22 protein-coding genes are annotated in these 23589 nt (G+C 61.2%); 15 read left to right on the forward strand and 7 right to left on the reverse strand.

The window, feature by feature from the left end; translation table 11 throughout:
* From metW to BM267_RS06810, 6 genes are all read left to right on the forward strand, one after another.
* On the forward strand, window positions 1-591 hold the full coding sequence (gene metW / locus BM267_RS06785; RefSeq protein WP_036992029.1) for a methionine biosynthesis protein MetW: 591 nt from the start codon (window positions 1-3) through the stop codon (window positions 589-591).
* A gap of 12 nt (window positions 592-603) precedes the next feature.
* The gene (locus BM267_RS06790; protein WP_074779176.1) at window positions 604-1053 is read left to right on the forward strand and encodes a DUF4426 domain-containing protein; all 450 of its coding nucleotides are present in this window, start codon (window positions 604-606) and stop codon (window positions 1051-1053) included.
* On the forward strand, window positions 1046-1648 hold the full coding sequence (gene rdgB / locus BM267_RS06795) for an RdgB/HAM1 family non-canonical purine NTP pyrophosphatase (RefSeq protein ID WP_036991409.1): 603 nt from the start codon (window positions 1046-1048) through the stop codon (window positions 1646-1648). Before BM267_RS06790 ends, rdgB begins: the two co-directional genes overlap by 8 nt.
* Window positions 1645-2781, forward strand: a complete 1137-nt coding sequence (gene hemW / locus BM267_RS06800) for a radical SAM family heme chaperone HemW (RefSeq protein ID WP_074779174.1) — start codon at window positions 1645-1647, stop codon at window positions 2779-2781. The genes rdgB and hemW overlap by 4 nt, the downstream gene beginning before the upstream one ends.
* A 225-nt stretch (window positions 2782-3006) precedes the next feature.
* Window positions 3007-4167, forward strand: a complete 1161-nt coding sequence (locus tag BM267_RS06805; RefSeq protein WP_074779172.1) for an iron-containing alcohol dehydrogenase — start codon at window positions 3007-3009, stop codon at window positions 4165-4167.
* Window positions 4168-4362: 195 nt separating this feature from the next.
* Entirely contained in the window at window positions 4363-4794 is a 432-nt protein-coding gene (locus BM267_RS06810; RefSeq protein ID WP_074779170.1) for an acyl-CoA thioesterase, read from the forward strand.
* On the opposite strand, the gene BM267_RS06815 is transcribed toward BM267_RS06810, so the two are convergent.
* From BM267_RS06815 to BM267_RS06835, 5 genes are all read right to left on the reverse strand, one after another.
* On the reverse strand, window positions 4795-5655 hold the full coding sequence (locus BM267_RS06815) for a crotonase/enoyl-CoA hydratase family protein (RefSeq protein ID WP_036991417.1): 861 nt from the start codon (window positions 5653-5655) through the stop codon (window positions 4795-4797).
* 300 nt (window positions 5656-5955) lie between these two features.
* Window positions 5956-6681 (reverse strand): tRNA (guanosine(46)-N7)-methyltransferase TrmB, encoded by a 726-nt coding sequence (trmB, locus tag BM267_RS06820; protein ID WP_074779168.1) that lies wholly within the window; start codon window positions 6679-6681, stop codon window positions 5956-5958.
* Entirely contained in the window at window positions 6674-7474 is an 801-nt protein-coding gene (locus tag BM267_RS06825; protein WP_074779166.1) for a thiazole synthase, read from the reverse strand. The genes trmB and BM267_RS06825 overlap by 8 nt, the downstream gene beginning before the upstream one ends.
* A gap of 17 nt (window positions 7475-7491) precedes the next feature.
* Window positions 7492-7692: a sulfur carrier protein ThiS gene (thiS, locus tag BM267_RS06830; RefSeq protein WP_036991423.1), complete on the reverse strand. Its 201-nt coding sequence runs from the start codon at window positions 7690-7692 to the stop codon at window positions 7492-7494.
* An 88-nt stretch (window positions 7693-7780) separates the two neighbouring features.
* Window positions 7781-8152 carry a DUF423 domain-containing protein gene (locus BM267_RS06835; protein WP_074779164.1) on the reverse strand — a complete coding sequence of 124 codons (372 nt, stop codon included), beginning with the start codon at window positions 8150-8152 and terminating at the stop codon, window positions 7781-7783.
* Window positions 8153-8241: 89 nt separating this feature from the next.
* Here BM267_RS06835 and mtgA point away from each other — a divergent pair, with 89 nt between their 5' ends.
* Complete coding sequence (mtgA, locus tag BM267_RS06840; protein ID WP_051611165.1) at window positions 8242-8994, forward strand: monofunctional biosynthetic peptidoglycan transglycosylase; 753 nt, start codon at window positions 8242-8244, stop codon at window positions 8992-8994.
* A gap of 99 nt (window positions 8995-9093) precedes the next feature.
* Here the strand turns inward: mtgA and BM267_RS06845 are convergent, their stop codons facing one another.
* Entirely contained in the window at window positions 9094-10140 is a 1047-nt protein-coding gene (locus BM267_RS06845) for an AraC family transcriptional regulator (RefSeq protein WP_074779162.1), read from the reverse strand.
* Window positions 10133-11050 (reverse strand): GGDEF domain-containing protein, encoded by a 918-nt coding sequence (locus tag BM267_RS06850; RefSeq protein WP_074779160.1) that lies wholly within the window; start codon window positions 11048-11050, stop codon window positions 10133-10135. Before BM267_RS06850 ends, BM267_RS06845 begins: the two co-directional genes overlap by 8 nt.
* 314 nt (window positions 11051-11364) lie before the next feature.
* Between BM267_RS06850 and BM267_RS06855 the strand changes: the two genes are divergently transcribed.
* From BM267_RS06855 to BM267_RS06890, 8 genes are all read left to right on the forward strand, one after another.
* Window positions 11365-13890, forward strand: coding sequence for a TonB-dependent receptor (locus BM267_RS06855; RefSeq protein ID WP_074779158.1), 2526 nt, complete (start codon window positions 11365-11367; stop codon window positions 13888-13890).
* A gap of 68 nt (window positions 13891-13958) precedes the next feature.
* On the forward strand, window positions 13959-15899 hold the full coding sequence (locus BM267_RS06860; protein WP_074779156.1) for a phytase: 1941 nt from the start codon (window positions 13959-13961) through the stop codon (window positions 15897-15899).
* A 14-nt stretch (window positions 15900-15913) separates the two neighbouring features.
* The gene (gene tolQ / locus BM267_RS06865) at window positions 15914-16603 is read left to right on the forward strand and encodes a protein TolQ (protein WP_036991433.1); all 690 of its coding nucleotides are present in this window, start codon (window positions 15914-15916) and stop codon (window positions 16601-16603) included.
* A 3-nt stretch (window positions 16604-16606) separates the two neighbouring features.
* Window positions 16607-17047, forward strand: coding sequence for a protein TolR (tolR, locus tag BM267_RS06870; protein WP_036991435.1), 441 nt, complete (start codon window positions 16607-16609; stop codon window positions 17045-17047).
* A 3-nt stretch (window positions 17048-17050) separates the two neighbouring features.
* Complete coding sequence (locus BM267_RS06875; protein ID WP_074779154.1) at window positions 17051-17857, forward strand: energy transducer TonB; 807 nt, start codon at window positions 17051-17053, stop codon at window positions 17855-17857.
* A 10-nt stretch (window positions 17858-17867) separates the two neighbouring features.
* Window positions 17868-19853 carry a PhoX family protein gene (locus BM267_RS06880; RefSeq protein WP_074779152.1) on the forward strand — a complete coding sequence of 662 codons (1986 nt, stop codon included), beginning with the start codon at window positions 17868-17870 and terminating at the stop codon, window positions 19851-19853.
* Between the two features lie 147 nt (window positions 19854-20000).
* Entirely contained in the window at window positions 20001-20867 is an 867-nt protein-coding gene (locus BM267_RS06885) for a metallophosphoesterase family protein (RefSeq protein WP_074779150.1), read from the forward strand.
* A gap of 156 nt (window positions 20868-21023) precedes the next feature.
* A complete protein-coding gene (locus tag BM267_RS06890; RefSeq protein ID WP_083392449.1) occupies window positions 21024-23570 on the forward strand; it encodes a tellurite resistance TerB family protein in 2547 nt (848 codons plus the stop codon).
* The last annotated feature ends 19 nt before the right edge of the window (window positions 23571-23589 follow it).

A 23589-nucleotide genomic window follows, 5' to 3' on the forward strand; every position in this document is an offset into this window, starting at 1 on the left:
CTGCGCGCAGATCTGCAGATCATCCAGAACTGGATCCAGCCCGGCAGCCGGGTATTGGACCTCGGCTGTGGTGAGGGCGAGCTGCTGCACTATTTGCAGGACAACCGGCAGGTGCGTGGCTACGGCCTGGAAATCGACCCGGACAACATCAATGCCTGCATCGGCAAGGGCGTGAATGTCATCGAGAAAGACCTCGATCAGGATCTGGACAATTTCGAGGACCACAGCTTCGATACCGTGGTCATGACCCAGGCCCTGCAGGCGGTGCACTACCCCGACCGCATCCTCGAGGACATGCTGCGCATCGGCCGCGAGGCAATTCTCACCTTCCCCAACTTCGGTCATTGGCGCTGCCGCCTGTACCTGGGGACCAAGGGGCGCATGCCGGTATCCGAGTTCATGCCGTACACTTGGTACAACACACCCAACATCCACTTCTGCACCTTCAAGGACTTCGAGAAGCTGTGTCACGAGCGCTCGGTACGCATCCTTGATCGTCTGGTGGTGGATCAGACCCATCGCAGCAGCATGTTGAGCGCCATGTGGCCCAACCTGCTCGGCGAGGTCGCCATTTACCGTGTCACCCGCTGACAAGGAGACTTCATGAAACGCATCCTGTTCGCCGGCCTGCTGATGCTCGCCGCCGCCACCGCCGCCGCCCAGTCGGGCCCAGCGCAGAGCCCGCAGCGCTTCGGCGACCTGCTGATCTATCACAACACCTTCAACAGCTCCTATCTGCAGCCTGAGATCGCCGCCGCTGCCGGTCTGCAGCGCGGCCCCCGGCAAGGCGTAGTGAATATCGCCGTGCAGCGCAACGGTGCCGATGGGCCTGAGGCGGTGGACGCCCGAGTCGAAGGCTCGGTGAAGAACTTGCTGCAGCAGACCACCCCGCTCAAGTTCATGCGTATTCAGGAGCAGGACGCCGTCTACTTCGTTGCCAACTACAGCGCTGGCCAACGCGGGTTGTTGCAGTTCGAGGTGCGCGTACAGGCCGAGGAAGGCGCGCCGGTGCATACCCTGCGTTTCCAGCAGGAGTTCCATCCCGATGAGTGAGGTCACTTTCAGCCGGCTGGTGCTGGCCAGCAACAATGCCGGCAAGCTCAAGGAGCTGCAGGCCATGCTTGGCGCGCATATCGAGGTGTTGCCGCAGAGCCAGTTCATCAGTGAGGAAGCCGAAGAAACCGGCCTGAGCTTCATCGAGAACGCCATTATCAAGGCCCGCCATGCCGCCCGCGCTTCCGGTCTGCCCGCGCTGGCTGACGACTCCGGGCTGGCAGTGGATGCGCTGGGCGGCGCACCGGGCATCTACTCGGCCCGCTATGCCGACGGCCAGGGCGATGCTGCGAACAATGCCAAACTGCTGGACGCGCTGAAGAACGTACCGGATGACCAGCGCGGCGCGCGTTTTATCTGCGCGCTGGCACTGGTGCGCCATGCCGACGACCCGGTGCCGATCATCTGCGAAGGCGCCTGGGAAGGCCGCATTCTGCATGCCGCCAAGGGCGAACACGGCTTCGGCTACGACCCACTGTTCCTGGTGCCGGAACTGGGCGTCTCCAGCGCCGAACTGCCCGCCGAACAGAAGAACCAGCTGAGCCACCGCGCCCGGGCAATGGTGCTGCTGCGTCAACGGTTGGGGCTGGCGTGATTTCACTGCCGCCGCTGGCTGCGTACGTCCACATCCCCTGGTGCGTGCGCAAGTGCCCGTACTGCGATTTCAACTCGCACACCCACCAGGGCGGCCTGCCGGAAGACGCCTATATCGATGCGCTGATCGCCGATCTGGAGCAGGATCTGCCGGACACCGGCGGGCGCGAACTGGTATCGATATTCTTCGGCGGCGGTACGCCGAGCCTGTTCTCAGCAGCCAGCCTTGGCCGGCTGCTGGAGGCCATGCAGCAACGGCTGCGCTTTGCCGATGATATCGAGATCACCCTGGAGGCCAACCCGGGCACCTTCGAACAGGCCAAGTTCCATGATTACCGCGCCGCCGGAATCAACCGCCTGTCCATCGGCATCCAGAGCTTCAACCCAACGCACCTCAAGGCGCTGGGCCGCATCCATGATGACCGCGAGGCGCTGGCAGCGGTCGATATGGCCCGCCGCGCCGGCTTCGACAATCTCAATCTGGACCTAATGCATGGCCTGCCGCAGCAAACCCTGGAGCAGGCGCTGGCTGATATCGAGCAAGCCATTGCATTGGGGCCAGAACACCTGTCCTGGTATCAGCTGACGCTCGAACCCAACACCGTGTTCTACTCCAGACCGCCGACCCTGCCGGAAGATGATGTGCTGTGGGATATCCAGGAAGCCGGGCAGACTCGACTGGCCGAGACCGGCTACGCCCAGTATGAAATCTCCGCCTACGCACGGGATAACCGCCGCGCCCGGCACAACCTCAACTACTGGCAGTACGGTGATTTCCTTGGTATCGGCGCCGGCGCCCATGGCAAATTCACCCACGCCGATGGCCGCATCGAGCGCTACTGGAAGACCCGCCAGCCGAAGGATTATCTGAATTCAGACAAGGCTTACCGCGCCGGCAACAAGATCCTCAGCGCCGCAGAGATTCCCTTCGACTTCCTGATGAATGCCCTGCGCCTGGTCGATGGCGTGCCCAGCGCCTGGTATGCAGAGCGCACCGGGCAGCCCCTCGCCGATATCGCTCCGCTGCTGGATCGCGCCGTGGAACGCGGTCTGCTGGAGCCGTGGCAGCAACACCTGCGCCCCACCGCGCAGGGCCGGCTATTCCTCAACGATCTGCTGGAAATGTTTCTCTAGGGCCTGCGCCAACCTCATCCGCCCGCGAACCACGACCATCGCGGGTGGCACTGATCCGGGGTGTAGCACCCCGGTCGGCGTTCGGAGTACGCCATGCGGCATCGCGGTCCCGGCCATAGGCAAGTATTCACAACCTCCAATGTGTCCCGCCTACGCTTGCCGCCTCGCGCCCATGCTCCTACAGTGGTTGCTCATCAAACCATTGTCCGCGACCACGAGGTGCCCATGTCATCCTTCAGCTTCGCCACCACCGCCCGCATCCTCTGCGAAACCGGCGCCGCCAGCCGCCTTGCGCAACTGTGCCGGGAGCGGGACGCGCAGCGGGTATTGATCGTTACCGACCCCGGCATCACCCAACTGGGCCTGCTGGGCGATGTGCTGCCAGGCTTCGCCGATACCGGCATGAGCGTGGAGGTGTTCGATCAGGTAGTGGCCGATCCGCCGGAGGAAGTGGTTTTCGCCGCCGTGCACCAGGCGCAGGCGATGAATGCGCAACTGATCATCGGTTTTGGTGGCGGCAGCTCGATGGACGTGGCCAAGCTGGTCGCCCTGCTGGCCCATCCGCATACTTCCCAAAGCCTGAACGAGATCTATGGTGTGGATAACGCACGGGGTCAGCGACTACCGCTGATCCAGGTACCGACCACCGCGGGTACCGGCTCGGAGGTCACTCAGATTGCCATTATCACTACCGGCGAAACCACCAAATCCGGGGTAGTCTCGCCGCTGCTGCTGCCGGATCTGGCAGTGCTGGATGCCGAACTGACTCTCGGACTGCCGCCGGCGGTTACCGCCGCCACCGGCATTGACGCCATGGTGCATGCCATCGAGGCCTATACCAGCAAGCTGAAGAAGAATCCGCTGTCCGACATGTTGGCGCGCAAAGCCCTGCGCCTGCTGGCGAATAACCTGGACGAGGCGGTGCACAACGGTAGCAATCGTGACGCCCGTCAGGCCATGATGCTGGGCTCGTTGTTGGCCGGCCAAGCCTTTGCCAATGCCCCGGTGGCCGCAGTGCATGCGCTGGCCTATCCGCTGGGCGGGCATTTCCATATTCCCCATGGCCTATCCAATGCTCTGGTGCTGCCCAGCGTGGTTGCCTTCAATGCTCCCGCGACCGAGTCCCTGTACGCCGAACTGGCGCCGCTGCTGGTGCCGGATTGCCAGCCGGGTGACGCCGCGAGCCTGACCGACCAGTTGATTACCGCCCTCTCGCAGCTCAGCCCCCGCTGCAACCTGCCCAGCCGGCTGCGTGATGCCGGCGTGCCGGAAAGCAGCCTGGAGCTGCTGGCCAGCGAGGCGATGCTGCAGCAGCGGTTGCTGGTGAACAACCCGCGCGAGGTCACCGAGGCGGATGCCCTGGCGATCTATCGGCAGGCGTATTGATTAAACGCATTAGCGGGGGTTTCTGGGAGGTTCGAGCACCAGCTCGTACCTTGACGTGCGCTGCTACTCCGCGCATCGAGCTGGCGCTCGACGCACCCAGTGAAGCTTAACCAGCGTGCGTGACATCAACCCCACTAGCCGGGATGGAACCCGGCCGGGCCGCGACCGGCCCTCCATTTAATCGAGACACTCAGCATGACCACCAAACCCCAACGCACCGATTATCCCTACCTGCACCCGATCACCACCCGCTGGCACGACAACGACATCTATGGCCATATCAACAACGTCACCTATTACGCGTTCTTCGACAGCGCAGTGAACAGCTGGCTGATCAATGAGGGCGGGCTGGATATCCATGACGGGGAGCAGGTGGCTTTTGTGGTGAGTTCCGGCTGCGATTACTTCGCGCCAGTGGCCTTTCCCGAGCCGATCGAGATTGGTGTACGTGTGGCCAAGCTGGGCAACAGTTCAGTGCACTACGAACTGGCCCTGTTCAAGGAGGGAACGGCCGAAGCCTGCGCCGCCGGGCGCTTCGTGCATGTATTTGTCGAACGCGCCAGCAACCGCGCCTGCCCGATCCCACCGGGGCCGCGCGCGGCACTGGAACGCTTGCTGCTCAGCTGATTACTTGAACGGACGCTCTTCCCACCAGGGGAAGAACTCGGGACGGTCCTGGCTGGTGCTGAGCTTGAACTCGGGGGCGCGCTTTTCCAGGAAAGAACGCACACCTTCCTTCGCATCCTCCGATTCGCCCATGAAGGCAATCGCCCGGGAGTCGACCTTGTGCGCTTCCATCGGGTGGTCAGCACCGAGCATCCGCCACATCAGCTGCCGGTTGAGCAGCGCTGACATGGGCGAAGTATTATCCGCAATCTCCCGGGCCAGCTCGTAGGCCGCCGGCAGCAACTCATCCGGTTCGTGGATACTGCGGACCAGCCCGCCCTTGAGCGCTTCCTCGGCGCTGAATACCCGGCCGGTATGGATCCACTCAGCAGCCTGCATGGGGCCGACAAGGCGCGGCAGGAACCAGCTGGAACAGGCCTCCATGGTGATACCCCGACGAGCGAAGACGAAGCCAAACTTGGCGTTGGTCGAGGCCAGACGGATATCCATCGGCAAGGTCATGGTTACGCCGACACCTACCGCCGCGCCGTTGAAGGCACCGATCACCGGCTTGGTGCACTCGTAGATACGCAGCGACACGGTACCACCGCCATCGCGCAGATCCGCGCCTTCCGGCTGATCGGTACGGGTGTGGCGGTTGAAGGTATCACCGCCCTTCTCCAGGTCGGCACCCGCGCAGAAAGCGCGGCCGGCGCCGGTCATTATGATTACCCGTACCGCATCGTCGGCGTCCGCTGCATCAAAGGCGGCGAGCAGCTCACGACGCATGGGGCCATTGAAGGCGTTCATCCGGTCAGGGCGGTTGAGGGTCAGGGTGAGAATGCCATCCTGTACCTGATAATCGAGGGTTTCAAATTGCATGGGGACTCCGCAGATAATTGTTCTGGATGGGAGTCAGTGTAGGTAGCTGGGCCATCTGCGGCCATTACTCTTGGTGACCGCTATGTAGGACCATAGGCAGAGCAGATAAACCCCTGGGAACGTCGAGCACCGGCTCGATGAATAAAGCCCGAACACCACATCAGCGTATCCTGCCGCTCCCAGGTACGAGCTGGTGCTCGAACCTCCCGGGAACAGCGTCCCGGAAGGCCGGATTTCATCCCCGTCAGCGATAATTCGTGCGGCAACAGTGGGCGAGGTGAAACTCGCCCCTCCATAGAATCAATCGATTCGCTCGAACTTCAGGTCCCACACACCATGTCCAAGCCGCTCACCGCGCTTCTCGAATTTGGTGATCGGGCGCTCATCCGGGCGCGGGATGAAGGTGCCGTCGGCTGCCTGGTTGCGGTAGCCCGGCGCAACGCTCATGACCTCGAGCATCTGTTCGGCGTAATGTTCCCAGTCGGTGGCCATATGCAACACACCGCCGATGCGCAGCTTGCGTCGCACCAGCTCGGCGAAGGCCGGCTGCACGATGCGCCGCTTGTTGTGCTTTTTCTTGTGCCAGGGGTCGGGGAAGAACAGCAGCAACCGGTCGAGGCTACCGTCGGGGATGGCCTGGTTCAGCACTTCGATGGCGTCGCAGTCATATACCCGGACATTTTCCAGGCCGGCATTGAGCACGCCGTTGAGCAACGCACCCACACCAGGGCGATGCACTTCAATACCGATGAAGTCCTGCTCAGGCGCCGCCTGGGCCATCTCCAACAGGGAGTGCCCCATACCGAAGCCAATTTCCAGAGTGCGCGGCGCCTGCCGACCGAACACCTGGTCAAGATCCAGTAGGCCGCCGGCCAGGCTCAGACCGAACAGCGGCCAGCCCTTTTCCACGCCCCGCTGCTGGCCTTCGGTCATGCGCCCCGCCCGCATCACGAAACTGCGAATGGCGCGCCGCGGCTGGCCGTCTTCTGGCTGCTCGGGCTGCTGATTCTCGTTCACGTCATTCATTTCCGACAAAGGTACCTTCCCAGGGTGAAGAGGCCGCGGCATACAGACGACGCGGCATGCGGCCAGCCAGATAAGCGCCGCGACCAGCCAGCACTGCGTGTTTCATCGCCTCGGCCATCAGCACCGGCTTCTGGGCACCGGCGATAGCCGTGTTCATCAGCACACCGGCACAGCCCAGCTCCATGGCGATGGTGGCATCCGATGCGGTACCGACACCGGCATCGACCAGAATCGGCACGGTCGCTTCTTCGAGGATGATGCGCAGGTTGTAGGGATTGCAGATACCCAGACCGGAGCCGATCAGACCGGCCAGCGGCATCACTGCAACGCAGCCGATCTCGGCCAACTGGCGGGCAATGATCGGATCATCACTGGTGTAGACCATGACATCAAAACCGTCCTTGACCAGCACTTCGGCGGCCTTGATGGTTTCCACCACGTTGGGGAACAGGGTCTTCTGATCGGCCAGCACTTCCAGCTTGACCAGATTGCGCCCGTCCAGCAGCTCGCGGGCCAGGCGGCAGGTGCGCACGGCGTCTTCAGCGGTGAAACAGCCCGCGGTATTGGGCAGGATGGTGTAACGATCCGGTGGGATGACATCCAGCAGGTTGGCCTCACCGGGGTTCTGGCCGATATTGGTTCGGCGAACGGCCACCGTGACGATCTCCGCGCCCGAGGCTTCGATTGCATCCCGCGTTTCGTCCATATCCTTATACTTTCCGGTGCCGACCAGAAGACGGGAACGGTAACGAACGCCGGCAATTTCCAGCGCATCTTGCTGCATATTTGTCATGGGTATCTCCGCTGCGGCTAGCCGCCGCCAATGGCGTGAACGATTTCGACCCGGTCACCGTCGTTCAGACGTGTGTCGGCATACTGGCTACGCGGCACGATCTCCAGATTCAGCTCGACGGCCAGTCGCTTGCCGGTCAATCCCAGGCGCTCGACCAGTTCGGCCAGGCTGATGGAGGAATCGAGAGGATGGGCTTCGCCATTCAGTTGGATCTGCATGGAACAACTCGATGAATTCAGGAATCAGGCTGGGCATGATAGCGTGAAACAGCCCGGTCTGCCTATTGTTGGGGCTCCGCGAGCGCACTCACAGCGACCGCCAGACCCCCAGCCCAAAGCACACCCAGGCCGCGAGAAAACACACCCCGCCGATCGGTGTGACAATACCCAGCCGCAAACCACCGAGCGTCATCAGGTACAGGCTGCCGGAGAACAACAGAATACCCACCACGAACAGTGCTCCGGAGGTCTTGAACAGCAGGCTCTCGGGCCAGCGCAGCAGCAACAACGCCACGCCGATCAGCGCTGCCGTGTGCCATAACTGATACTGCACCCCGGTCTGAAATACACCCAGCATGTTTTCCGGCAGACGACTGCGCAAGGCGTGCGCGGCGAAGGCGCCCAACGCCACACCGGTAAAGCCGCTGAGCGAGGCCAGCAACAACAGGATCTTGGCCATCAATGAAGACTCCGGCTCGATGGGTTTATACTGCGACACATTCTATACCACCCGATACCACCGCTGTTGCCGGCAGACGAGCCAACCCATTGAAGACGATTTTGCGCAAAACCGCCAAATGGCTGCTGATTCTCCTGTTATTGAGCCTGCTCCCGGTACTCCTGTTTCGCTGGGTGCCGGTGCCTGGCTCGATGCTGATGCTCGAGCGCTGGGTCGAAACCCGCAGTGACGACCGACAGGTGGACTTCCAGAAGCGCTGGCTGCCCTACCGCGCCATCCCCGATAACATCAAGATGGCGGTGATCGCCGCCGAAGACCAGCGTTTCGCCGAGCATCACGGCTTCGATATCAGGGCCATCCAGGCCGCGATTGAGCATAACCAGCGCGGCGGCAGTCTGCGCGGGGCCAGTACTCTGAGTCAGCAGGTGGCGAAAAACCTGTTTCTCTGGTCCGATCGCAGCTGGCTGCGCAAAGGCCTCGAATCCTGGTTCACTCTGGCCATCGAAACGCTCTGGCCCAAACAGCGGATTCTCGAGGTGTATCTGAATATCGTCGAGTGGGATGAGGGCGTGTTCGGTATCAGCGCCGCAGCGCAGCATCACTTTGGGATAGCCGCTGGCGTTTTGTCCGACCAACAGGCCGCTCAGCTGGCCGCCGTACTGCCCAACCCGCGCCGCTGGAGCGCCGCCAGCCCACCGCCCCATGCGCTGCAGCGCAGCCGATGGATCCGGCAACAGTCCCGGCAATTGGGCGGCGCCCATTATCTACGACAGATGGAAGCCGGAGGAGATTGGCCGCAATGGCTGACCCTGAGCCACTGGCAGCAGCAACTGAACAAGTAATAGCGATGCCGTAGATAGCTCAGGCTTGCAACATGACGGGCGGCCCGCGAGGTTCGTCAGGCAGCTTTATTCGCAGGAGACTCTTTGCGAAGGTGCCCGCTAATACCGCGCCAGCCAATTACCCAACTCACTGGGCAACAAGCCGGTCCAGCGGCGTAGGGATCGGCGGAAGTTGGCCCGGTCATTGAAGTTGAGGTAGTCGGCAACTTCATCGCTGGAGTAGCCGCGACTTTGATACAGCTCCATGGCGACACGGGCGCGAGCATGGTCCAGTTGCTGCTGAAAGCCGGTGCCGTGCTTCTGCAGCTTGCGCTTGAGCGTGGCCGGGCTCATGCCGAAGGTCTCAGCCACGCCTTCCAGCCGCAGCGGCTGTCGCACCTGTGCCACCAGATGATCATGCAGGCCATCCAGCAGACTGCAGGTAGCAGGCAGCGCCATCAGCATCTTCAACCCTTCCTGTTCGGCCACCTGCCCGGCGGTAACCGAGGCGCTGGCCCAGAGGTGATGCAGACAGCTGCGTGGCAGGCACATCTGGTTCAGCGGGCTGGCAAAGCGTAGCTCTTCTCCCAGGTGCACCCAATACTGCTCGATATGGCGCGGCTGCGCGTGGGCCAGATGAAAGGTCCAGGGCAGACGCTGCCCCGACAGCCATTGGCTCATGCCGGTCACTGCGGCCATGCTGGCCTCGACCAGAAATATGCTCTGGTCGTCAGCGCCAAAGCTGTCACCCCAATCCAGCCAGATGTAGCGCTCATCCACCCGCAGCCGCAGCCGCAGCAGCGGCCAGAGCAGGGGCTGTAATCGCACCAGCCGCTCCAGCGCATCCTGTAGATCAGCCGCATGACTCAAGGCGTGACTGGCCGCGCCGTAGTGCCCGGGCAACCACTGCTGACCCAGCAGAAAGCTGGTGTCATCAGCCTGCAGTTGCTGCTGCAGATTCTCGATCATACGCAGGAACTGCTGCGGACTGATCAGCCGATTACCGGTGAGAATATCCTCATGGAACAGCCCGGTGCCCTGTAACAAACGGTGGGCATTCACTCCCCGGCCCAGCGCCAGATCAATCAGGCTGGCAGGCTGATAGTGCGCCGGGATGAAGCGCGTAGTGCACTCCAGCCAGCGGTCGCTGCGCTCTGTCCTAACCATAGCGCACCGTCAGGTTCTGCTTGGCCCGGGCCATGGTTATGTTCATCCGCTCCAGCAGGGTTGCCGGATCCTCATCACGGGCCATCAGCGCAACCACGCTGGCTGACAGCTCCAGACGTTCGCCCTGGGCACGGCTCTTGTAAGCCAGGCTGCGCACCGCCTGTTCAAGCTCCTCAGCCAATATCTGGGCCTGGCGCTCGCCGGTATGCGGCAGGATGATCACAAAGCGATCGCCCGCCAGCCGGCAAAGCAGATCATGTGTACGCAGATTGAGCAGCATGAGTTGCGTCAGCACCTGCAGCAACCTGTCTCCTTCGGCGTACCCGTATTCGCGATTGACCCGGGAGAAGGCGTTCATATCCAGCATGATCAGCGACACTGGCTGCTGCTGCGCCGCCGCATCCGCCAGTGTCAGTTGTAGTTGTGCCCGCAGATAATTGGCATCTCCCAGCGGGGTCAGCTTGTCGAACTGGCGATGTTCCCGAAACACCCGCTCGCGGTTGCGCATCTGCTCGTTGATTGCCAGCTGTTCCTGATGCCAGTGGAAGATGCCGAGGGTCATGAGGATGAAGCCAATGGGCATGGGGCCCGATTCCAGCCAGCCATCCCAGGTCACGGCGTCGGGTAATGCCACGAATTCGTCAACAGTATCCATGAACAGACTGAAGAACAGGCAGGCCAGCCCCATGAACAGCAGATTGGTCACATAGCCGGCCGGTCGGCTCTTGAGCAGCAGGCCAAGCCAGGTAAGCAGCAATAGGGCCGAGCCCCCTTCCCCGGCGATATCCAGCCAGTCCCAGTCGGCCACCGGCTTGATCTCACCGGCCAGCAGATGCAGCAACAGGCCGGTGTTCGCCGTCATCAGCAGGCCGGTGAGCTTGAAACGATGCATCGCAAGCATGGATGTCATAAGCAATTCTCCTTACTGCCGGCCAGCTAAGCAGCTGGATGTGACAATCCGGTGGCAACGCGGGAGTCATATCAGCTCATGGCGTTGTCAGCTTATCCATATCAAATGCATACCTGTATGGCGGCGATTACACGCCACCGGGCGGCAGTGTGACTCCAGGCGAGTCAAATCAGCTCAATATAGGTCATTTGTCGTGCCAATCCCGGCTTTTAGCGGCTTATCGGCGCTATATAGTCACATAACTGTCATCAGGCGTGCCTAACGTTCCCCCCACAACGGCCCCGCCAACGGCCGCACATTTCAGGGGAAGAACAATGTCTGTGCAACTCGCTACCGCCCGGAGCCCCGGGTTTCGCCTCAGCGCCCTGGCGCTGGCTATCGCCGTAAGCACACCGCTGGCCGCGCAGGCGCAGCAACCCGAAGTGGTCGATGTGATCGGCCAGGCTGCCCAACTGGAGCAGGCCCTGGATGACCAGCGCCGCGCCAATACCATCAAGAGCGTGGTGCACGCCGACGCCATCGGCCAGTTGCCCGACGACAACGCTGCCGAGGCGCTGCAACGCGTTCCCGGCCTGTCGGTCGAGCGCGACCAGGGTGAAGGCCGTTTTGTGCGGGTGCGCGGGCTGGGCTCGGACCTGAACAGCGTGACCATCAACGGCACTCTGGTGCCTGCGCCGGAGGATGATCGCCGCGCGGTAGCCATGGACGTGTTGCCGAGCGAGCTGGTGCAATCGCTGTCAGTGGTCAAGACGCTGACGCCGGACATGGATGCCAACTCCCTGGGTGGCACCATCGAAGTGGAAAGCCTGTCAGCCTTCGACCATGACGGTCTGTTCTACAGCCTCAGCGCCGAAGGCAGTCATGATGAAAACACCAGCAAGAACAGCCCCAAGCTGTCCGGCGCCTTCAGCAATCGCTTCAGCATTGGCGACGGCGTGGATAACTTCGGTGTCGCCGCTGCCCTGAGCTGGCAGGAGCGCAAATTCGGTTCGGACAACGTGGAAACCGGCGGTGCCTGGGACTTTGATGACGGTGCTCGGCTGGAAGAGATCGAACAGCGCCGCTATGACATCACCCGTGAGCGCACCGGCCTGGGTCTGAACCTGGATTACCGCCCGGACGAACACAGCGAAGTCTGGTTCCGCAGCCTGTATAGCCGTTACAAGGATGATGAAGTACGTCAAGGCTTGGTCACCACGTTTGGCGACCCACAGCTGCCTGGTGAATTGGGCGAGGCGGAAGTCGCCCGCGAGCTCAAGGCCCGGGAAGAAACCCAGGAAGTGAAGAGTTTCGTGTTCGGCGGCAAGCGCCAGCTCGGCGACTGGGGTGTCAGCGCCCAGGCCGGTTACAGCAAGGCGGGCGAAGACAGCCCGGGCGGCATCGGCACCGCCGCTTTCGAAGCGGATGACGATTTCAGCAACGTTGGTTACAGCGGTACCCGCAAACCGCGCCTGCGCGCCGGGCAGGATCTGTACGACGCCACCCATTTCAGCCTGACCGAGGTGGAATGGGAAAAACAGAAAACCACCGACACCGAGAAGAATATCAAGCTCGATCTGACCCGCGACTTCTCTCTGAGCGGCATGCCCTCGCAATTGGCCTTCGGTGGCAAGCTCAGCCGTCGGGAGAAAGACAATGACCTCGACATCTGGGTCTTTGAAGACTTCGATGAATTGGGTTTCAGCGACGCGCAATTAAATCTGTCGCAGTTCAGCCGGGGCACCACCGATTACGGGCTGGGCCGTTTCGGACCGCGCATTTCCGACCGCGCGGTGAAGGATCTGATCAGCGGCCTGAACCGAGCTGACTTCTATGATGAAGAAGAATCGCGCATCAATGACTTCACCATCGAAGAAGACATCAACGCCGTCTACATCATGAACACTCTGGATATCGATGACCTGCGCATCATCGCCGGTCTGCGTTATGAAGACACCAGCATCAAGGCCCGCGGTACCGGTCTGGATCAGGGTGATTTCGTTGCCAACAACACCAGCAATGACTATGACCACTGGCTGCCCGGCCTGCATGCCATCTACCAGCTCAACGACCAAACACAGATCCGCGCCGCCTGGACCAACAGCGTGGTACGCCCGACCTTCGGCCAGATGTTCCCCGGCTTTGTGCTGGATGGCGACGAAGCCGAGTTCGGTAACCCCGATCTCAAACCGCTGGAGTCGAGCAACTTCGACCTGGGCATCGAGCACTATATGGGGCGCGCCGGCGCGGTCTCGGCCTTCGTGTTCTACAAGGACATCGACAATTTCATCTATACCGCCGACGTGGCCGGCACGGGTGCATACGCCGGCTTCAGCGAGGCGATCACCTCGATCAATGGCGACAGCGCCACGGTCTACGGCCTGGAGCTGGCCTACTCGCAGAAGTTCAGCTGGCTGCCGTCACCGTGGAATGGCCTGTTGCTGAACGCCAACACCACCTTCACCAAGTCCGATGCCGACATCGAACAGTTCGACCCGGATCTGGGTGCCATGCGCAGCCGCAGCATCCGCCTGCCCGGCCAGTCGGATGTGACCGGCAACCTGACTGTCGGCTGGGAGAACGACAAGCTCAGCCTGCGCCTGTCCACCAACTATAAATCCAACTATCTGGACGAGGTCGGCGACGTGCTCGACGCCCGTTACGACTACAAGGTGGACGACCAGCTGTTTGTCGACTTCAGCGCCGGCTACTTCCTGCGCGACAACCTGCAGGTGTTCTTCGAAGCGCAGAACCTGACCGACGAATCCTACTACGTGTACACCGGCAAGCGCCGCTACAACGCCCAGTACGAGGAATACGGCCCCAGCTACAAGATCGGCCTGACCCTCACGCACTTCTGATCCGACTAGCGGTGGCGGGCACCTGCCCGCCGCCGTACCCCCGACTCTTATTCAGTATGGACACCTTCATGCCGCGATACCCTCTCAAGCCCCTCGCCGCGCTGGCCTTATCCAGCCTGCTACTGGGTTGCTCCAACGCCGACTCCAGCGTGACGCCCACCGTCGACAGCGCCAGCATGGCGAATCCGGTGGAACTGCAGCACTGGCAGCCGAGCCATGCCGCGCGGGCCGAATCCTGGCAACTGCTGGCCAACGATCAGCGCCTCGCCGCCGATACCGCAGGCCTCTGGTTATTGGATGCCAGCGGTAACCGCCTGGCCCGGCACCCCGGCAACTTCTACAGCCTGGATACCCGCCAGCACAACGCTGAACTGGTAATCGCAACTACCCAGGCCAGCAGCCAGCAACCGACCCTGTTGCGCGCCGCAGCGGCGGACCTGCAGGTGCATCAGCAGTTGGAGCTGCCGGCCACGACCTACCGCATCGAGAATCTCTGCCTGTATCAGGACGAGTCCCAGAACCTGCACCTGTTTGTCATTGGTGAGGAAGGCATGGGCGATCAGTGGCTGGTCGGCAACCCAGGCTTGCTGCTCGATACCGCCGCCCATGTACGCAGCCTGCGCCTGCCGCCGGAAAGCGAACATTGCGCAGTAGATGACCAGCAGCACCTGCTGTATGTCAGCGAGGAAAGCGTCGGCATCTGGGCCTATGGCGCGCATCCCGAGGCTGAACAGAGCCGTCAGCCGGTGGATATGGTCGAACCCTTCGGCGAAATTCAGGAGATGGTTGCGGGCCTGGCTGCAGTACCCGGCGGCCTGTTGGCCCTGGACGCCGACTCCCAGAAACTGCACCGATATCGCCTGACCGAGGACGGCTGGGACAGCCTGGAACCCGCCGCGCTGGACGGCACCGTCGAGCCCGAACGCATCGCCGCACACAGCGCCAACGGCCAGAATCAGTTGCTGCTGGTCGATGGCGACGACGGCAATCTCTACCAGAGCCGAATCAATTGGCCGGTCAGCGCCCTGCCCGCCGCTGCCAAGGTGCCGGTAGTGCTGCCTACCGTACAAACCGACCCGATCCCCAGCCCCGGCGACGCCGCCGATGACCCGGCCATCTGGCTGCACCCCAGCGATCCGGCTGCCTCCCGGGTGCTGGGCACGGACAAACGCAATGGCCTGGCGGTGTACGACCTCAACGGTGCACAGCTGCAGTATCTGCCGTTGGGCCGTCTGAACAACGTCGATGTGCGCCACGGTTTCCAGCTCGGTGAGCAACGGGTCGATCTGGCGGTAGCCAGCAATCGCGACCACAACAGCCTGCACGTATTGGCCATCGATCCCGCCAACGGCCAGTTAAGCGAATTGGGCCAGATCGCCACCGCGCTGGACGAAATCTACGGCTTCTGCATGGGCCAGAGCAGTGACGGTGTCATGTATGCCATTGCCAACGACAAGGACGGGCGTTTTGTGCAATACCGCCTGGACGGCAGCCAGGGCGAGCTCAACGGCACCCTGGTACGTGAGTTTGCCGTCGCCACCCAGCCCGAAGGCTGCGTGGTTGATGACCAGCGCCAGCGGCTGTTTATCGGCGAGGAAGGCAAAGCAGTGTGGGCGCTGGACGCCGGCGAGAACGCCTCCACCGAGATGACCCGAGTGATCAGCACCGATGGCCCGATCGAAGCCGATATTGAAGGCCTGGCCATCTATCAGCACCCCGAGCACCCCTATCTGGTGATCTCCAGCCAGGGCAACGACAGCTATGTGGTGGTCGATGCCGAGCCGCCCTATCAGCTGCGCGGCAGCTTCCACATCGGTTTGAACAGCCAGTTGGGTATCGATGGCGTCTCGGAAACCGACGGCCTGGAAGTGACTTCGGCCAACCTCGGCGGGCAATGGACCCAGGGCATGCTGATGGTGCAGGACGGGCGCAAACGCATGCCCGAAGGTAATCAGAACTACAAATACGTGCCCTGGCAGAGCATCGCCAGCGCCTTGCAACTCGATTGATGGAGAACCCACTCATGCCCACATCCACTACCCATAGCATGTCGCCCTGGACGCTGGTCGCCGAAGCCAGCCTGCTGGTGCAAGGGGTGATGCTGATCCTGGTACTCGCCTCGCTGATCTCCTGGTTCCTGATCATCCAGCGCAGCAGTCTGATGAGCGCCGCCAAGCGCTCGCTGACGCGCTTCGAGCGCAGCTTCTGGTCGAAAGACACCGATCTTCAGCAGCTGTACCAGCAACAGCAACCCGACAGCCCCGGCGTGGAAGGCGTGTTCCACGCCGGCTACAGCGAATTCGCCCATATGCGCGCGCAGCAGAGCGACCCGGACGCGGTGATGGAAGGTGTGCAACGGGCCATGCGCGTGGCCATTTCGCAGGAAGAAGAGCGTCTGGAAAAGAACCTGCCGTTCCTCGCCACGGTCGGCTCGGTCAGCCCCTATATCGGCCTGTTCGGCACAGTATGGGGCATCATGAACTCCTTTATCGGCCTGTCGCAGTCCGAGCAGGCTACCCTTTCAGCGGTGGCCCCCGGTATTGCCGAAGCGCTGATCGCCACCGCCATCGGCCTGTTCGCCGCCATTCCAGCGGTGATCGCATATAACCGCTTCGCCGCCCGCAGCGAAGGGCTGATCAGCCGTTACTACACCTTCGCCGAGCAGTTCTCCACCCTGCTGCACCGGCGCTTGCACAGCCGGGCGGAGCAATAAGTCATGCGTCCGGCCCGGAGAAAACTGCGGCCCAACGCAGAAATGAACGTGGTGCCCTATATCGATGTGATGCTGGTGCTGCTGGTGATCTTCATGGTCACTGCGCCGATGCTCACCCAGGGTATCCAGATCGAGCTGCCGAAGGTTGCCAGCGAGGCACTGGCCACCGATGACCCGCTCAATATTGTCACCTTGTCCATCGATGATCAGGGGCATTACCACTGGAACGAAGGCGACACGGTCAATACCGAGCAGTACAGCGACAGCAGCAGTTCGCTGGAGGAGATGCGTCAGCGCATCACCGCGCTGGTCGCTGCCAAACCCGACACCCAGGTGTTTATCCGTGCCGACCGCCATGCCGACTACGGCCTGGTGATCGAAGGCATGGCCGCGCTGCAACAGGGCGGCATCACCCGCCTGGGCCTGATTACCGAGGCACCCTGAGGCATGAATGAGTTGATTCAGACCAGCCCCCGCCCCCAGCAACCGAGCAGCCGTATCGGCAGTTGGTTGCTGCCGGCAACGGCCACCGTGCTGCTGCACGGTGTAGCGGCCTGGGCGCTGTACAGCAGTTGGTCACCCGAAGCACCGGCCAGAGCGCCACAGACGGTGATGATTACCCAACTGGTAGCCCTGCCCACGCCCGCACCGGAACCGATACCCGAGCCGCCGCCCGAGCCGGTAGTACAAGCCGAACCACCCCCGCCGGTCGAGCCCCAGGTGGACCAGGCCGAGATAGCCCGCAAGCGACTGGAAGAGCAGCAGCTAGAGCAGGAAAAGCAACAACGGCTGGCGGAACAGCGTCAACAGGAACTGCAACGGGAACAGGAACGCCAGCAGCAGTTGGCCCGGGAACAGCAGCAACGCGAGCAGGCCGAACAACAGGCACGAGCCGAGCAACAACGGCAGGCCGCCGAGGCCGAAGCCCGCGCGCTGGCCGACGCCGAAGCTGCCCGCCGCGCCGCTGAAGCCGCGGTCATTGCCCAGTACCAGCCCATCAGCAAGAAGCCGCCATCCTATCCGCGCCGGGCCCTGGACCGCGGCGTCGAAGGTGACTGCACGGTGCGCTACACGGTAACCCGCGAGGGCCGGGTAAAGGACCCGCAGGTCGTCGAAGGTGCCTGTGACGACCCGACGTTCGAACGCCCCTCGCTGAACGCCGCCAACAGCTTCCGTTACCAGCCACGCCTGGTCAACGGCCAGCCGGTGGACGTACCCGGCGTCAGCAACACCTTCCGCTATCGCATCCAATGACGGACAGAACATGAGACAGGACCATCAGCATTACCACACCGACCTCGCTGCGGTAGACGACCGTCGCCTCAACCCGAGCCAGGCGGCCGATCTGGACACCATCATCAACCGCAGCCGCCGCCAGGTACTCAAGGGCGGTCTGGCACTGGCTGCTATCGGCCTGTTTGGCGGTGGTCTGCTCGGTTGCCAGCGCAGCCCAGGCACCCCAGGCAGCGCCCCGCTGCTGGGCTTTACCGGCGTGGCGGCGCAGACCGCTGCGGACTTCGACCAGGTGCTGGTCGCCGAGGGTTACAGCGCCCGGCCCTTCTTCAGCTGGGGCGATGCAGTGCTGGATAACGCCCCGGCCTGGCTGGACGATGCCAGCCAGGATTGGCAGGCCCAGTTGCTGCAGGCCGGCGACAACCACGACGGCATGCACTTCTTCCCCTTCGAGGATGCGCCCAACACGCACGGTTTGCTGGTCATCAACCACGAGTACATCAACCCGACATTGCACCCTGATGGTCTGACGTTCACCCACTTGGCGGATGGTCGGCGCCAGCGCCCGGTGGATCAGGTGCGCAAAGAGCAGGCCGCCCACGGCGTCAGCGTGCTGGAAATCCGCCGGGATGCCGAAGGCCAGTGGCAACGGGTAGCCGGCTCGCGCCTGCATCGGCGCATCAGTGCCATGACGCCCATGGCCATCGGCGGCCCGCTGGCCGGCGACCTGCGCATGCGTACCGCCAGCGACCCCAGCGGCACCGAGGTACTCGGCACCCTGAACAACTGCTCCATGGGCGTGACGCCCTGGGGCACCTACCTGACCTGCGAAGAGAATTTTCATAATTACTTCGTCAACCGCGACGCCGCCGACCATGCGACCAGACCGACGCACCAGCGCTACGGCATCGGCCAGGACCAGCACAGCGCCTATTACGCCTGGGAGTCGGTGGACCCGCGCTTTGACGCCACCCCCGACCCCGCAGTGGAATATCAGGGGCATGTGAACGAGCCCAACCGCTTTGGCTGGGTAGTGGAAATCGACCCCTTTGACCCGGACAGCAAACCCATCAAGCGCACCGCCATGGGCCGTCTGGGCCGCGAATGCTCGGTGGTCTCGCTGGGCGACGATGGCCGTATGGCAGTGTATTCCGGTGACGATGCCCGGGGCGAATATGTATGGAAGTTTGTGCCCGATGGCCGCCATGACGCCAGTAACCCCAGTGCCAGCCGCCACCTGCTGGACACCGGCACCCTGTATGCCGCGCGCTTCGATGAGGATGGCCACGGGCACTGGCTACCGCTGATCTGGGGCCAGAACGGCCTGACCGAGGATAACGGCTTTGCCGACCAGCAGGCCGTGTTGCTCAACGCTCGCGGCGCCGCTGACATACTCGGCGCCACACCGATGGATCGCCCGGAATGGGTCGCCGTGCACCCTGACAGCCGTGAGGTCTACGTCACCCTGACCAATAACCGCGATCGCGGCAGCCGCTTCCCGGTGGATGCCGCCAACCCCCGCGCCAATAATCAGCATGGCCAGATCGTGCGCTGGCGCGAAGCCAACGCCGACCCCGCCGCCACCACTTTCGAGTGGGATGTGTTCCTGCTCGCCGGCGACCAGCCCGGTGCGCTGGATGCCGATGGTCAGCCGTTGCCGGATAACCTGATCGGCAATATCCAGGGTGACATCTTCTCCTCGCCGGACGGCCTGGCCTTCGATGGTGCCGGCCGCCTGTGGATCCAGACCGACTCGGACGACGAAGCCGCCCATACCGTCAACACCGGTTGCAACCAGTTGCTCTGCGCCGATCCGCAAACCAGGGAAGTACGCCGCTTCCTGGTCGGCCCGCGGGGCGGCGAAATCACCGGCATCACCTGGACACCCGACTACCGCACCCTGTGGATCAACGTCCAGCACCCCGGCATCAGCTACCCCGCCAGTGACGGCCACAGCCGTCCCCGCTCCACCACCGTGGTCATTACCCATGACCAGGGCAAGGTGATCGGCAGTTGATCCGGCCCGTACCCAGCACCGAATGGTCGAGCTGGTGCTCGACCCTCCCAAGAACACCTTCGGGAATGTCGAGCACTACGGGCCACGATCGGACTCGATGGACGGCCCAGCCAAAACACCGTACTACCACTTGAACAAGGAACCAGCATGAAACTCCGCACCCTGTTACCCACCTGCCTGCTACTGGCAAGCGCCGCCCTGGCTCCGGCCCTGACCAGCGCCGCCGAGCCGGTACTGCGTTTTGCCATTCTCGGTGACGCCGAACCCAAGCCCAAGGCCGAATTCCCCGGTCTGGCCGCCGCCGTCGGCCACGTCAATCATCTGACCGACACCCTGGATCTGGATTTTGTCATCGGTGTCGGCGACATCGCCCACAAGGGCACCGAGCTGCAATATGAAGCCGTCACGCCGGTACTGCAGCGCCTGACTCTGCCGTTCTATCCGATCATGGGCAACGAGGAACACGGCTCCACCGTCGAGCGTTATATGCACTACGTCCAACTCTGGAATGAAGGCAAGGTCGAAATCGAAGGCCCCAGCTACATCAAGGAGTTCGAGCAACTGGCACTGGTCATGGCTTCACCGGACGAAGGTCGTGAGTTCGATGACGAGGGTGTTGCCTGGGTTAAACAGCAGATCCAGCAGTTGCATCCCAAACCCGTGTTGCTGGTAGTACATGGCGCCCCCGCCGGCACCTTTCCGGAAAACGCCGACAAGGGCATCCACCACCCCGGCTTTGCCGAGGTCAGCGCCCAACCCAATCTGATTGCCATGATTTCCGGCGACCTGCACATGGACCTGGAGCGCAGCGAGCATTCCAAGCAGATTGACGGCGTGCACCACCTGCACATCCCGGCACTGGAACGCACCAAGATCCCGGACGAAGACCACCACGTCCCGATGTTCCGCGTACTGACGGTGATGGATGATGATCAGGTCGTTGTGGATACCTACCAGGTAGGACTGGATGGACCGTTGGAGCGGCATGATTATCGGTTCAGTCTGAAGCGATAAGCGAAACGCCTGGGAGGGGAGCAAAAGCTCGGGGTGTAACGCCCCGGCGCTGTGCCTACACCAACCCGAAACAAGATATCATGTTGACATTAGAATCCGCTTGCCTTTAGGTAAAGCGAGTATTGATGGACGCTTGCAACTTGATCGGGAGTCGTGATGGATTCTTTCATTGGAGTCGTTGGCATCATTTTAGTTGTGTTCGTGCTGTATCACGTCATAAAAACACATAATGCAACAGGGAAGGCTTACCGACACCGGGCACAAAACCAACGAAAGAGAGCCCTCTCTGCTGCACCTCAGCGCGCGCCCACTGCCAAGGCGATCGAGCCAAGTCCCCTCCTTGGTCAAACAAGCGTAGAAAGTAAACCATCCAGACTTCCGGGCGCTCCAACTAGCCCCTCACCCGAGCTCTCGCCCACAGCCCGTGGGGAGCAACCATCCCTGCACCTCCAGACCAAGGAGCAAAAAGCACCCGCCACTGCGACTGACTCTGGTAAATCACCAAGCATTGCTGCCGATGCAGAGAAAGCACGTACGTCTTTAAATTTCGAATCACACAGCATGGCCGACGATGTCATTCGTGAAGTCAGGCATCTGAAAAATGAATCAGACGCCGAGGGCTTAGTTACAATCTCCGTCTCCCATAGCCACTCAGAGCAACCATCCAAAAATAAGAAACCAGCAAGATGGATAACTTCTGATGAGACACTGAGTATCGGAGGAAAGACCATTAGTGGGGCGTATCTTTATCACGGTGGCCTGCTTGCCGCCGTTGGCCGGTACGGTATTGAGGCATCTTTGCTAGATGAAAGCCTGAGCGTTATCCCATCATCATCAACCTACGAAGACGACAGCCTTTCTTATTGGCCCAAATACAGCACTATCTCACCCCGCTGCAGAGGTGCGTATTTATCCTGGCTTGAAGGTGGGCGTAAACACCCTGAAACCCCCATAGGCTATGTGTTTATTTATTTCTACGGCCTTGAGCGCCGCATCATTGCTGATGCGAGCAAGGCTAATCAGGTTTCTGACACCGAGTATGAAAACATCAGCCGGGAGATTTTCAGGCTTATCTCGGTCTACTACTCCAGCCCACCATTCCGAAATTACGCCTATCGCTTGCTCGAGTGGATGACCATCCAAAGACCTCACCTGGTCTCCCTCAACCATGAAGAAATGGCCAAACAACGGCTTGAGCTGGCATTTGCCATACAAGCTGGTACGGCCGTCCTGGCTGGCTCGCCAATCTCGGCGGATATGGCGCGGTCATGGCTGTACTTCACCGAATGGATCCCGAAAACGCCCGCCCGACGGTGTAAGGATCAATTCGCCAAACTTTTTTGTATCAAGTACCAGGAAAAATACGGCGCTGGCTTTATTGTCAAACCCAACAAACGCTTTCTCAAGGCACACTATCAACCCGCAAGCTCTACACTTTCCTATATCAGCTCGGGGGAAAGCAAAATCCCGAATCCTGTCGGATTGAAAAGCGTTCAAAACCGGCTTGTTGAAATTGCTGAACAATGCAACGAAGAGCTCAGACCTTACAGCAGCTATATCGGGCGCAATGAGGGTACGGAGAAGACGCTGACTGCGCTTGCACTGCTTCCAAAGCCGCTCTTTGAGCAAGAGCCCTCCAGCATAGAGTTCAGGTCCTGGGCAGCAGAGATCATTACAGAGCATGACGGGATCATTCCGTTTACTGACCTTCTAGGCAAAATCAGCCCCAGCCCGGTAGACAAGCTTCGCAAAGCAACGCTGGATACCACTCAGTTACTGCTGGATAAAACCGGGTACGCTTACGCACCAGACTCCCGCTTCCATGATGCAAAACCCACTCTGGATGGACCCGTTGTACTGTCGAATGACCCTCTCTCCCCTGAATACCAGCCGACGCAAACTTTTAATGAAGTCAGTATGTCGCTCCGGCTCGGGGCCATGGTCGCTTCTATTGACGGTCAGATTGATGAGGAAGAGGTACTGTTTCTCCAAGGCCTCATTTCGGGAAACGAACGGCTCAGCTCCAATGAGAAATCCAGTTTGTTTGCTTACTTCACATGGCGTCTCAATTCACCCCACAACCTTGTCAGTCTGAAAAGTCAGATCCAAAAACTGTCGGACGACGCCAAACGTGGTATCAGCAAGATATTGATCAAAACAGCTATGGCCGATGGAACAATCTCGCCAGCTGAGATCAAGCAGATGGAAAAACTGTACGTCAGCCTGGGGCTTGATAAAGCCATGCTTGCCGGGGATATCCACGGGGTAGCCACCCTCAAGCCGCTCAAGACAGAAACATTCACTGCGTCTAAACCACGTCCTACCGGTTTTCACCTGGATACCGACATCATTGCTCAACACGAAGATGAAACCAGGGATGTGCAGGGTATGCTCAGAGAGATCTTTGCCGATACCGAGGAAGATACAACCGCCGAAGAGCCGGTCGAGCAGTCCCCGGCCATTCTCGAAGACGATGATGACGGCCTCGATCCTCAGCACCGACACCTCTACTCCCTGTTGGTGAGCAAGGAGAAGTGGTCGCGTGATGAAGTGCATGCATTCTGCGAACCTCTTGGGCTAATGGTTGATGGTGCGGTGGAAGCGATTAATGACTGGGCGTTTGAAAAAGTGGACGACGCCGTGCTTGATGATGACGGCGACATTTACATTCGCCTTGATGTCGCCCAGGAACTCGAAAATTAAAACCAGGATCAAGCTATGA

It is taken from the genome of Halopseudomonas bauzanensis, assembly GCF_900114735.1.
GTDB classification, from domain to species: domain Bacteria; phylum Pseudomonadota; class Gammaproteobacteria; order Pseudomonadales; family Pseudomonadaceae; genus Halopseudomonas; species Halopseudomonas bauzanensis.

What these genes read in the sequence shown, in the direction of transcription:
- BM267_RS06805 (WP_074779172.1), top strand. Translation starts at nt 3,007, where the DNA reads ATGTCATCCTTCAGCTTCGCCACCACCGCCCGCATCCTCTGCGAAACC.
- tolR (WP_036991435.1), top strand. Translation starts at nt 16,607, where the DNA reads ATGCGTCCGGCCCGGAGAAAACTGCGGCCCAACGCAGAAATGAACGTG.
- trmB (WP_074779168.1), bottom strand. Translation starts at nt 6,681, where the DNA reads ATGAATGACGTGAACGAGAATCAGCAGCCCGAGCAGCCAGAAGACGGC.
- BM267_RS06810 (WP_074779170.1), top strand. Translation starts at nt 4,363, where the DNA reads ATGACCACCAAACCCCAACGCACCGATTATCCCTACCTGCACCCGATC.
- BM267_RS06835 (WP_074779164.1), bottom strand. Translation starts at nt 8,152, where the DNA reads ATGGCCAAGATCCTGTTGTTGCTGGCCTCGCTCAGCGGCTTTACCGGT.
- BM267_RS06855 (WP_074779158.1), top strand. Translation starts at nt 11,365, where the DNA reads ATGTCTGTGCAACTCGCTACCGCCCGGAGCCCCGGGTTTCGCCTCAGC.
- BM267_RS06890 (WP_083392449.1), top strand. Translation starts at nt 21,024, where the DNA reads ATGGATTCTTTCATTGGAGTCGTTGGCATCATTTTAGTTGTGTTCGTG.
- tolQ (WP_036991433.1), top strand. Translation starts at nt 15,914, where the DNA reads ATGCCCACATCCACTACCCATAGCATGTCGCCCTGGACGCTGGTCGCC.
- BM267_RS06815 (WP_036991417.1), bottom strand. Translation starts at nt 5,655, where the DNA reads ATGCAATTTGAAACCCTCGATTATCAGGTACAGGATGGCATTCTCACC.
- BM267_RS06885 (WP_074779150.1), top strand. Translation starts at nt 20,001, where the DNA reads ATGAAACTCCGCACCCTGTTACCCACCTGCCTGCTACTGGCAAGCGCC.
- BM267_RS06860 (WP_074779156.1), top strand. Translation starts at nt 13,959, where the DNA reads ATGCCGCGATACCCTCTCAAGCCCCTCGCCGCGCTGGCCTTATCCAGC.
- BM267_RS06880 (WP_074779152.1), top strand. Translation starts at nt 17,868, where the DNA reads ATGAGACAGGACCATCAGCATTACCACACCGACCTCGCTGCGGTAGAC.
- BM267_RS06845 (WP_074779162.1), bottom strand. Translation starts at nt 10,140, where the DNA reads ATGGTTAGGACAGAGCGCAGCGACCGCTGGCTGGAGTGCACTACGCGC.
- BM267_RS06825 (WP_074779166.1), bottom strand. Translation starts at nt 7,474, where the DNA reads ATGACAAATATGCAGCAAGATGCGCTGGAAATTGCCGGCGTTCGTTAC.
- BM267_RS06875 (WP_074779154.1), top strand. Translation starts at nt 17,051, where the DNA reads ATGAATGAGTTGATTCAGACCAGCCCCCGCCCCCAGCAACCGAGCAGC.
- thiS (WP_036991423.1), bottom strand. Translation starts at nt 7,692, where the DNA reads ATGCAGATCCAACTGAATGGCGAAGCCCATCCTCTCGATTCCTCCATC.
- BM267_RS06790 (WP_074779176.1), top strand. Translation starts at nt 604, where the DNA reads ATGAAACGCATCCTGTTCGCCGGCCTGCTGATGCTCGCCGCCGCCACC.
- BM267_RS06850 (WP_074779160.1), bottom strand. Translation starts at nt 11,050, where the DNA reads ATGACATCCATGCTTGCGATGCATCGTTTCAAGCTCACCGGCCTGCTG.
- rdgB (WP_036991409.1), top strand. Translation starts at nt 1,046, where the DNA reads ATGAGTGAGGTCACTTTCAGCCGGCTGGTGCTGGCCAGCAACAATGCC.